This is a genomic window from Burkholderia sp. B10, assembly GCF_004368385.1.
Lineage (GTDB): Bacteria > Pseudomonadota > Gammaproteobacteria > Burkholderiales > Burkholderiaceae > Burkholderia > Burkholderia vietnamiensis.
In genome coordinates this window covers 1-11,323 of record NZ_PQMX01000116.1, presented here as the reverse complement: position 1 = coordinate 11,323, position 11,323 = coordinate 1, and the positions used below count along the sequence as shown (strand labels likewise).

The 11,323-nt window shown below is 60.7% G+C and carries 7 protein-coding genes and 2 pseudogenes; all 9 read left to right on the top strand.

The window, feature by feature from the left end:
• Positions 1-1,477: phage baseplate assembly protein V (locus C3Y15_RS32465; protein WP_243860292.1), on the top strand; the 1,477-nt coding region annotated here is incomplete at its 5' end.
• Positions 1,477-2,346, top strand: coding sequence for an ankyrin repeat domain-containing protein (locus C3Y15_RS29980; RefSeq protein WP_060043280.1), 870 nt, complete (start codon positions 1,477-1,479; stop codon positions 2,344-2,346). The genes C3Y15_RS32465 and C3Y15_RS29980, both read left to right, overlap by 1 nt.
• 43 nt (positions 2,347-2,389) lie before the next feature.
• Entirely contained in the window at positions 2,390-2,833 is a 444-nt protein-coding gene (locus tag C3Y15_RS29975; protein ID WP_059548110.1) for a hypothetical protein, read from the top strand.
• A 65-nt stretch (positions 2,834-2,898) separates the two neighbouring features.
• Positions 2,899-3,357, top strand: a complete 459-nt coding sequence (locus tag C3Y15_RS29970; RefSeq protein WP_034203759.1) for a DUF1795 domain-containing protein — start codon at positions 2,899-2,901, stop codon at positions 3,355-3,357.
• A 21-nt stretch (positions 3,358-3,378) separates the two neighbouring features.
• Entirely contained in the window at positions 3,379-7,617 is a 4,239-nt protein-coding gene (locus tag C3Y15_RS29965) for an RHS repeat-associated core domain-containing protein (RefSeq protein WP_059548108.1), read from the top strand.
• 6 nt (positions 7,618-7,623) lie between these two features.
• Positions 7,624-8,184, top strand: a complete 561-nt coding sequence (locus C3Y15_RS29960; RefSeq protein WP_081054692.1) for a DUF1629 domain-containing protein — start codon at positions 7,624-7,626, stop codon at positions 8,182-8,184.
• Between the two features lie 1,508 nt (positions 8,185-9,692).
• A pseudogene (locus C3Y15_RS29950) lies at positions 9,693-10,234 on the top strand (transposase).
• Positions 10,210-10,560 carry an IS66 family insertion sequence element accessory protein TnpB gene (tnpB, locus tag C3Y15_RS29945; RefSeq protein ID WP_011885804.1) on the top strand — a complete coding sequence of 117 codons (351 nt, stop codon included), beginning with the start codon at positions 10,210-10,212 and terminating at the stop codon, positions 10,558-10,560. The pseudogene C3Y15_RS29950 and the gene tnpB overlap by 25 nt, the downstream one beginning before the upstream one ends.
• Positions 10,561-10,591: 31 nt before the next feature.
• Positions 10,592-11,197, top strand: a pseudogene (locus tag C3Y15_RS29940) (IS66 family transposase zinc-finger binding domain-containing protein); the annotation flags it as partial.
• Positions 11,198-11,323: the final 126 nt, after the last annotated feature.

Sequence of the window (11,323 nt, the reverse complement as noted above, 5' to 3'; positions counted from 1 at the left end):
GTCCCAGCCTTGGCCGGGCGACGGGGGGGGGGCGGCCGCCATCCCACGGATCAATCAGGAGGTCTTGGTCGCGTTTAATCAAGGGGACCCCGACAATCCGGTTATTGTGGGCCGCGTCTACAACGGCGAGCAAGGCAATCCTTATCACGGGGCCGCCGGGCAGACCATGGGGATCAAGAGCCAGACGCACAAGGGCGCCGGCTCGAACGAACTGCGGTTCTCCGACGTGAACGGCGCGCAAGAGGTCTTTCTGCACGCGCAGAAGGACATGAACACGGTCATCAAGGATTCGGAAACGCATACGGTTGAAGCCGGCGGCCGCACGGTGTCGCTGCTCAAGGGCAGCGAGACGAAGCAGATCGCGCAGGGCGGATTGAAGGAAACCATCGCGCTGACGCGCGACACCACGGCGAACGTGATCAATACGAAGGCCATCGCAAGCAAGGCCGGGCCCGGCATGCAAAGCCATCAGGCGAGCGACGGCATCGAGCATCGTGTCGGCGATGGCGTCGTGACGATGACGCCGGACAGCATCAAGCTGACCTTCGGTCCGTCAACGATCGTCATCAACGCGAACGGCATCTATCTCGACGGGCCGGTCATCCATCTGAATCGCGGCAGTGCGCAATCCGCGGAACAGGCGCTTGCGCTCGAATGGGCGGCAGAGCAGGCGACGATCGCGAAGGGGCTGGCGAGCCCCGATCCGGCGACGCGCGCGGCGGCGGCCAAACTGGCGAGCTCGTTGAAGGCGCAGCAACTGGCGAAGCTCGCGGATCACGTGTATCACCCGAACGATCCGCCGCCGACCGGATGGAAGATGGCGACGAACGATCCGGAGGCGTTGAAGGCGTTCGGGCTCAAGCCGAGCGACTTCGAGAAAAGCGGTAGCAACTTCGGGTCGCAGATGTATATCCCGGATCCGAATGTTTTCGGCGACAGCATGAAGCCGACGGTCGCGTTCAAGGGAACCCAGCAGCTCTTCGGCGAAGACATGAGCAACAACATGGCACAAGGGCTCGGCGCCGATGCGCCGTATTACCGCAATGCGGTCACGATCGGCAAGAACATCGAGACCACGGGTGCGTCGGCCGGCGTCGATTTCACCGGGCATTCGCTCGGCGGCGGGCTCGCGTCCGCTGCAGCCGAGGCCAGCGGCGGTTCTGCTGTGACCTTCAACGCTGCCGGCCTCAATCCGGAGACCGTCGCGCAGTACGGCGGGACCGCCCAGGCGGCCAACATCACGGCCTACCGCGTCGACGGCGATATCCTGACCGGCCTGCAGGAAGGCCGACTCGGGCCGATCAGCGACGGTACGGCGGCGCTGATGCCCAAGGCTGTTGGTAGCCCCGTCACGCTCGATGGTGAGAGCGTGACCACGGTCGGCCGTCACCTGATGGGTGACGTGACGAACGGGATCAACCAGCAGGTCGCAAAGGATCAACTCGACCTGGTCTCCCAACTGAATTCATCTCACTGATGCGATACAAAAAAGCGATAACCGCCGGCGCGATTGCCGCACTCGTTGGAGTGTCCTCGCCGCTCTGGTGGCCCACTCAAGCCCAAGGGACGAACATGACTGGCTTCAAGCGTTACGCACCGGAGGATTTCTTTTCGGGGCAGCAACTCACGTTGGCTCAGGCCATTCATGACGGCGATCTCACTCGCGTTCAGCAGCTTGCGCCTAAGACCGATCTGAATGCGCCGGGCGCGAAGAATACGACGCTGCTGTCGTATGCCGTGCAGGAAATCGTCCCGGTCAAGAATGACGCGTCCAATCCGCGCTACCAGATCATCTCGGTGCTCGTGAAGAACGGTGCGGATCCCAAGGCGCCGGTTGGCAGCAGCGGCGGATCGGTAGTCGATGTTGCATTGCGGGCCGATACACCCAACCTCCTGCGCGTGTTGTTGAACAGCGGACTCGATCCCAACTGGCAATACAACGGCGACACGCCGATGATTTTCGCTGTTGCAGAGAACCGGCTGCTGCCCCAGCTGAAGCTGCTGGTTGAGCACAAGGCGAACGTGAACGCTCGCGATTCGCTTGGAAAGACCGCACTCTTCGAGGCGACGATGATTCAGCAGTGGGACGTCGTCGACTATCTCCTCTCGCACGGCGCGGATCCGAAGATTGCCAGCCAGCTCGGCGTGTCGTACGGGTGGGTGCTGCAGAACGAGTTGAAGAACCATACGGCCGCGGACTCGCCGGCGCGTACGCGTATCGAAGAGGTTCGTCGCAAGATCGTCACGGCCGGCGCGCCGTGGCCGCCGCTCGATCCGAAGGCGCAACGCGCAGCGATGCGCGCGCGCGGCGAGAAGGTCGTGACGCCGGCCGGCCAGACGGATTGAACGCACGCGTGACGGTTGAAGCGTCGTGCAATGGATTCGGGAAATGATGAACGTTTTTGATTCGACGCCGCGTGTCAGGCGAGAGACGGTCCTCGGCGTATCCGGGGCGCTGTACCTCCTCTCGCTGACGATGCCGGCGATGCATTTCGAAAAGGAAGCGTCACTCAGCGGGCTGTCGGTTCTCGCCCAAGGCTGGTTGGGACTGTTCATGCTCAATCCAGCATGGCTGGCCAATCCGCTCTACGTGGCCGCGGCCGTCCAGCTCGCTCGGAGCCGACATACCCGCGCGAGCCAGTTTTCGGCCGCTGCGCTCGCGTGTGCGCTCTGCTCACCGTTCACGACGAAGTGGTACTTCAACGAAGCAGTTGCGACGCCGATATCCGGCTACGGCGTTGCGTTTTACGCGTGGCTCGTCGCGCATGTCGTATTGCTCGCGGGCAGCTTGCGCTTGCGTCGGGAAAGCACCGTCGCGCTGCAGGGAAAATGAGTGGTGGCGCGAGTGGGCGCTGATTTCCACTCATTCCAACAACTACACATGACGAGAGAACCAGCATGACGGATTCCGAAAACCGTATCCGGATTCACGAGGGCAGCATCGTTCTGCCGAACGGTTTCGAGGATCGCACGACCAACCTGTTCGTGCCGGCCGATACAGCCGCGCAGCCGAACCTCAGTGTCGCACGCGACTGGCTGAAGGACGGAGAGACCCTTGCGCCGTATATCGATCGTCAGATCGCGCTGCTCAAATCGCGATTGCAGGGACACCGGGTGCTTTCGCGTCAGGCAGAACGGCTTGGCCCAGAAACTGAAGGCATGCCTGGGGAGCGCATCGACGCTGCCTATCGGAACGGCCCGAAGACCGTTTTTCAACGGCAAGGCGCATTCATCGTTGCCCCGGGACGCGTGCTGATCTTTACCGCGTCGAGCGCGAAGAGCTTCGGCGAAACGCTCGACGCATTGTGGCGCAACTGGCTCGACGGCTACCGTCCGGCAGAACAAGAGTCGGCATAACAACAGCAAAGGACAATCATCGTGTACGAAGCCGCACGAGTCACTGATCCGATCGATCACACCAGCGCACTTGCGGGCTTTCTGGTCGGAGCCGTGCTGGGCATCGCCCTGATCGCCGCAGTGGCGTTCGCCACGTTCACATGCGGATTCGGCGTGGCGTTGCTGGCCGGCATGATGGCCGGTATCGGAGCGCAGGCTCTCCTATCAATAGGGGAGTCGATCGGGAAGATGTTCAGCTCGCAATCCGGCAACATCATTACCGGCTCGCCGGACGTCTACGTCAATTCCTTGTCGGCGGCCTATGCGACGCTGAGCGGCGTGGCTTGCAGCAAGCACAATCCCATTCCGCTTGTCGCGCAGGGATCGACGAACATCTTCATCAACGGGCGGCCCGCGGCGCGGAAGGACGACAAGATTACCTGCGGCGCGACGATCGGCGACGGTTCTCACGACACGTTCTTCCACGGCGGCACGCAGACATACCTACCAGTCGAAGACGAAGTGCCGCCGTGGCTGCGAACGGCGACGGAATGGGCGTTCGTGCTGGCGGGGCTGGTCGGCGGCTTGGGTGGGTTGTTGAAGCAGGCTGGCGGGCTGTCGCGCGCGGTGTTGCCGTGCGCTGCGAAGTTCATCGGCGGGTACGTGCTCGGTGAGGCATTCGGGCGGTACGTTGCCGGGCCAGCGATCAACAAGGCGCTCGGCGGGATGTTCGGCAACCCGGTCGACGTCACGACCGGAAGAAAGATCCTGTTGGCCGAATCGGAAACTGACTTCGTGATCCCGAGCCCGATGCCGGTCGCGATCAAGCGGTTCTATTCGAGCAGTATTGACTATGCAGGGACGCTTGGCCGCGGCTGGGTCGCGCCGTGGGAGCTTCGCCTGCATGCCCGCGACGGGCACCTCTGGTACACCGACGCGCAAGGGCGCGAGAGCGGATTTCCGTTGCTGCGTGCCGGGCAAGCCGCATTCAGCGAGGCCGAGCAACGCTATCTGACCTGTACGCCCGACGGCCGCTACATCCTGCATGACATTGGCGAGACGTATTACGACTTCGGCCGATACGAGCCGGACTCCGGCCGCATCGCGTGGGTGCGCCGTATCGAGGATCAGGCGGGGCAGTGGTGCCAGTTCGAGCGCGATAGCCGCGGCCGCGTCGCCGAGATTCTGACGTGCGGCGGAATGCAGGCCGTGCTCGACTACGAAGGGGAGCACGGCCGCCTTGGTTCGGTCACGCTAGTCCATGGTGACGAACGACGCCTCGCTGTCGCTTACGGGTACGATGAAAACGGTCAATTGGCGTCCGTGACGGATGCGAACGGGGCGGTCGTACGGCGATTTACGTACGTCAATGGCCTGATGGCGAGTCACGTGAACGCACTGGGTTTCACGTCGAGTTACGTGTGGTCGACGATCGAAGGGCAGCCGAGGGTTGTGGCGACGCGCACCAGCGAAGGCGAGGACGCGACGCTCGAATATGACATCGAAGGCCGCAAGACTCGCGTTCGGTACGCCGATGGTCGAACCGCGCATTGGCGCTTTGACGCGCAGTTTCAGATTGTCGAGTACACCGACTTCGACGGCGGACTCCACCGGATCAGGTACAACGACGCCGGCATGCCGGTGATGCTGATACTGCCGGGTGAGCGCACGGTCGAGTTCGAGTACGACGACGCGGGCCGGATCGTCGCCGAGACTGATCCGCTGGGCCGTACGACTCGGACTCGTTACGACGGCAACAGCATGCGGCCCGTGGAAGTTGTCGGGGCCGACGGCGGCGCCTGGCGGGCGGAATACGATCCACAAGGCCGGCTGCTGTCGACCAAGGATCCGCTTGGCCACGAGAATCGCTACGAGTATCCGAAGGGATTGACTGCGTTGCCGATCGCACATATTGACGCGCGTGGCGGCCGCAAGACGCTCGAGTGGAATCGTCTCGGAGAATTGGTTGCCTATACGGACTGCTCCGGTAAAACCACGCGCAGCAGTTTCGACGCGTTTGGACTGCCGCTTGCACGGGAGAACGCCCTGGGGCAGCGGGTCGCGTATGACATACGTCCGACCGGCGAGCCACGTCGCATCACGTATCCCGATGGCAGCACGGAGACTTTCGAGTACGACGCGGCGGGGCTCGTCGTGCGGCATGTCGGCCTCGGAGGCCGGATGCAGCAGTCACTGCGCAATGCCCGCGGTCAACTTGTCGAAGCGATCGATCCTGCCGGACGACGGACCCGCTATCACTATGACGTAGCGGGACGCCTGCGCGAACTCCAGCAGGACCACGCACGCTACGTTTTCACGTACAGCGCCGGCGGCCGTCTGTTGACCGAAACGAGGCCCGACGGTGTCCAGCGGCGATTCGAGTATGGCGAAGGCGGTGAATTGCTTGCTGTGGACGTCGTGGGCTCGCTGGACCGTCATGCGACGGCGGATCGTCCGATCCGCACGATTCGATTCGAACGCGACCGGATGGGTAACCTGAAGGTCCAGCATACGCCGACCGATACTACACGTTACGAGCGTAACAAGAATGACCAACTGGTGAAGATCGAGCGTACACCGACGTCCGCGGGTATCGCACTGGGTATCACTCCGGACGTGGTGCGTTTCGAATACGACAAGGTTGGTCGCCTTGTCGCCGAGCACGGTGCCAATGGCGACGTCGAATACAACCTTGATGAACTGGGCAACGTGATATCGCTCGCGCTACCGAATGACCAGACGCTACAGATGCTGCGCTATGGCTCCGGCCACGTTCACCAGATCCGCTGTGGTGATCAGGTGGTGAGCGACTTCGAGCGTGACGACTTGCATCGCGAGATCGCGAGAACGCAGGGAAGGCTGACTCAGCGTTTTGCCTACGATCCGCTTGGCCGACGAGTCTGGCAGTCCGCGGGTTTCCAACCGGACGCACTCGGCCGAGGACGCGGGCAGTTGTGGCGTAACTACGGCTACGACGCAGCGGGTGAACTGATCGAGATCAGCGACTGCCTGCGTGGCAGCACGCAGTACAGCTACGATCCGGCCGGACAGCTGACACGTCGTGTGAACACCATGGATCGCGAGCTCGAGGAATTTGCCTGGGATGCCGCTGGCAATATGCTCGACGGCGCACAGGGCAAGAGTCGCGGATACGTCGAAGGCAATCGTCTGCGGATGTGGCAGGACATCCGCTTCGAATACGATCCGTTCGGCAATCTGGCGACGAAGCTTCGCGGAGCCAACCGGCAGCAGCGCTTCACATACGATGGGCAAGATCGGCTGATCGCGGTGCGCACGCAGGACGCGCGTGGCGTGGTCGAAACGCGCTTCCAGTACGATTCGCTGGGTCGGCGTATTTCGAAGACCGATACCACTTTCGACGTGCGTGGCGTGAAACTGCGCAGCGAGACGAAACGGTTCGTATGGGAAGGCTTGCGCCTCGCGCAGGAAGTGCGCGAGACAGGCGTGAGCAGCTATGTGTACAGCCCTGATGATCCGTACTCACCGGCTGCCCGCGTCGATGCGGTGATCGCCGAGGCCCTGGCCGCGGCCGCGATCGATACGGCGAAGCGCGCGTCGCGGATCTACCACTTCCATACGGATCTGGCTGGGGCGCCGCAAGAGGTCACCGACGAGGCTGGCGAGCTGGCCTGGGCGGGGCAATACACGGCGTGGGGAAAAGTCGAGCCGAGCAAGCGGCAGCTCGCGACCGCGCGGACGGATCAGCCGCTGCGCTATGCCGGTCAGTATGCCGACGAAAGTACGGGGCTACACTACAACACGTTTCGGTTCTATGATCCGGATGTGGGGCGGTTTATCAATCAGGATCCGATTGGGCTATATGGAGGTGGAAATTTATATGCCTATGGCCCGAATTCGCAGCAATGGACCGACCCATGGGGTTGGTGCTCAGTCAAGCTGAGTAACAATATGGAGAAGTCGGGCATAACTCGCCCGGCCAACTCTGCCGCACACCATATCGTTGGTGATACTTCGAAGCAAGCTGCTCCTGCGCGTGCTATTTTGAGCAAATACGGTATTGACGTTGATTCTGAATTGAATGGGGTGTTTTTGCCTAATAGGAATAATGCCGACAATCTTGGCGGTATATTGCATAACGGGAAACATCCTGACGTTTATTTCCAGAAGGTCAACCAACTCCTGCAACAGGCCGATCTGGGTGGCAAGGAAGCTGTTCTTGACCAGTTGCAAGCGATAAGAGAAACGCTGCAGAACGCATCCAGAGACACACCGTGGAAGTCCGTTCTTTCTGAATTGTGAGGCTATATGGGCAATATTTATGGCATGAGGCAGGATGAAGCATTTCAGCCTCTCGTTCAAGTCGATGATGACGGTGAAATCGCATATGACAAGAGCGTAGCTATACGAGCAACCGCTCTATGCGGGCGAGGGTTTGGCCATGACTATGACCCCGTTAAGCTTACGTGGGGCACTTCGCGCAGAAAAAAGACCAGCGACGTTCATACGATGCTATCTCCGTTTCTCGTGTTCAGTCAGCGGGCACTTGATGTATTGGCGCCGGTACTTCGTGACAGCGGGGAGATATTGCAGGTCGACGCCCCGGTAAAGGACATGTTCGGATTTCATGTAACCCGGGTGATAGAGAATGCTGTCGATATGGATGCGTCAAAATTCAAAGTCTATCCTCAGGCGACGGTTTTTAATAAAATATTTCTTCTGAAGAGTCGCATAGAGGGGGCTGATATATTTCGCCTAAAAGAAAGTCCTGCTACAGTATTTGTATCCGAGCGTTTTAGAGAGCTTGTGGAGCAAAATAAATTGAAAGGGTTCGATTTCGGAGAGATTATTTCGCAATCTGAAAAATAGGATTTCGCAACTCCCGGTGACTGGTTAGGGCATGGCGCGGGTGGCCGTGATTTCACGAGAGTAACTTGTGAGAATCATACGTCGGAGTTGGTCGACTTCTGGGCCTCTCTGCGCGGGTAAGCTGACGAAAGGAATTTTGCGGAGCAGCAACGTTGTCACTCGATCAGTTGAAGCGAATGCGAGAGGCTCTTCGTCCATACGGACTGAAGTTGCTGGAATCTGAATGGAAAGGCTGGCACGCGCAGTATCGATTTCGATGTCGCAAGGGACACGAATCAAGCCGATGCGGCTCCTATCTGTTCTACACGATGGTCCAGTGTCCGGCATGTCGCGTTGACGAGGTCCTTCGTCAGATCCATCAACTCGCGCGCCACGCCGGCGGCCGCTGTCTTTCGGAGCAGTACGCGGGCCGAGGCACACGACTCCAGTTTGTATGTAAGGCAGGGCACGTTTTCGAGAAGACGGCCGAGAATCTGCGAAAAGGCTCTTGGTGCGTGCTCTGCGCGAGGGCGCAACATTCGAGGCGCATGGCCGATCCGGATGGGATGACGCGCATGCGAGCCGCGGCGAGAGCGAGAGGCGGCAAGTGTTTGTCGGCCGGCTACACGAAACTGACAGAGCGCTATCGTTTCCGGTGTGCTGTTGGACACGAATGGGAGACTTCCGGTACCGAGATCGTGCGGGGTGCATGGTGTCGCATTTGCGCGGACCGAGAGAAGGTGCACGCATATCGTCACAAGGACGGCCTGGAAAGGCTACGTGAACGAGCGAAGAGCCACGGTGGGGTTTGTCTCTCGAAGGTCTACGAGGGCAGCAAAGCCTACTACAGGTTCCGGTGTGGTGCTGATCACGAGTGGGAAACACAAGGCGCGAGAATCTTTCGTGGTGCTTGGTGCCCGGAGTGTCAGCGGGAGGCAATGCGCTTTGGTATCGAGCGCATGCGCCAGCGGGCGAGGGAGCTCGGCGGCCGGTGCTTGTCTGAAACATACCGAAACGCGGCGACTCGGCTGGAATGGGAGTGCGAATACGGCCATCGCTGGGAGGCTGCTCCTGCGGCAGTTGTACGGGGGCATTGGTGCCCAGTGTGCAGCCGTGACGGGTTCAGGCTTGGGCTTGATCTGATGAGAAGCATTGCGCTTGAGCGTGGTGGGAAGTGTGTCTCAGCGACCTATGTGAATAGCGCAACCAGACTTGAGTGGGAATGTGCCCGAGGCCATCGATGGCTCGCCACACCGAATACCATTCGACGTGGCCATTGGTGTGCTCGGTGTTATTTCATCAGTATCACGACAACCGAAAGGACTCGCCGCAAGCGGCGACATGAAGCGGTCGGGCGGTGAGCTTTTCAACCAGATGTGCGACCCGCCGGCGCGTTTCAGCTCGGTGGGGACGTCTTTGGCGGACAATGACGCGATAGGATATGAGCCGTTGCTCGATCGCTCATGACGTACTGTTTTGTTGTAAGCCGTCAATAAATGACGCCCTACCAATGGTAGGCAGAAGGTCAGATGCTAAGTGTCCGCGTGGACACATGCACTCAGACCGTGATGACAGAGAAACAGGACCTTCGAAGCAGACTGGTGGTCGGCCGCCGACGGGATGGCCGGCGGGAATTTGATGAGGCTGCCGTCCAAGAGCTGGTCGAGCTTTGCCTGAAGCCGGGCGTGTCGATTGCCCGAATGGCCATGGATCACGACGTCAACCCGAACCAGTTGCGTCGCTGGATCTCGCGCTATCAGCAGCATACGCTGCAAACGCCAACTAGACCGGACCCGCTGGTGATAGACGGCGTATCGATCGACATCCCGGGTTCGGCGCGTCGTGTTCCGGTGAGTGAAGCACAGGCATTTGTCCCTGTCGTCACCGCGCCATCGACAGTGCCCGCCGTTTCCCCTGTACGGCCACCGGACACGTCGTTGATGGCGCTCTCGTACATGTGCGCCTGTCGAATGGTGTCGAATTTGATCTTGGCGAGGCGAGCGTCGATGAGCTGGCCACGGTGATCCAGATGCTCGGGAGGCTGCCGTGTTCCGGTTCGACGAAGGGTTGAAGGTCTACCTGCATCGTGATCCGGTCGACTTCCGCATGGGCATCAACGGGCTGTCGATCCTGGTCGAACAGGCGATGCGCCTGAACCCAATGACCTCGGCGCTGTTCGTGTTCGGCAACCGCCGTCGCGATCGTATCAAGATTCTCGGCTGGGGCGGCAACGGCTTCTGGTTGCTGCTCAAGCGACTCGAAGCCGACCGCTTCGTCTGGCCGAACGGAGGCGACACGATCACGCTCAGCGCCGAGCAGTTGCACTGGCTGCTCGACGGCATCGACCTGGCCGTGATCCAGAAGCATCCCCAGCGATATTACGCGCGGATGAGCTGAACACCACGCGGGTGGCATAGTCTAATCGGCCATGCCGAACAGCCCCGTCATGCCGAGTGTTGAGGAATACCAGGCACTGCTCGCCGAACGCGATGCGCTGCGCGGTGAGCTTCGACTCGTGACGGCCCAGCGCGATCTGGCCGAAGAGAAGCTGCGGGCCTACAAGCACGAACTGTTCGGCGCATCGAGCGAAGCGCGCCATGCCGACCAGCTCGGCCTGTTCAACGAAGCTGAAGCATTGGCCACCACTACCGATGCGCCCGCGCGCGAGGACGTGCCCGGCACATCGGTCGCCGCCCACACGCGCGGCAAGCGTGGGCGCAAACCGCTCGATCCGAACCTGCCACGCGAGGTCGTGCGGCACGAGTTGCCCGAGTCCGAACGGTTCTGCGCGCATGACGGCCATGCCCTCGTGGAGATCGGCGTCGAGACGAGCGAGCGGCTCGACGTGATTCCCGAGCAGGTGCGCGTCGTTCAGCACCAGCGGGTCAAGTACGCGTGCCCATGCTGCGATCTCGGTATCAAGGTCACACCCGCACCAGCGCGTATCATCCCGCGCGGGCTGCTCACGGAATCCGCGCTGGCGTGGATCATCACCGGCAAGTACCAGTACGGTATGCCGCTGTATCGCCAGGCTGTCAAACGCATTTGAAATCTGAGCCACTTCGCGCCTGATCGCGCAAAGTAAAACTGAGCCAGTCGTTACTTCTTCGATGTCGGGACGTGCCCGGCTTTGCGTTGCTGTTTCAGTCTGTAGCTGTCT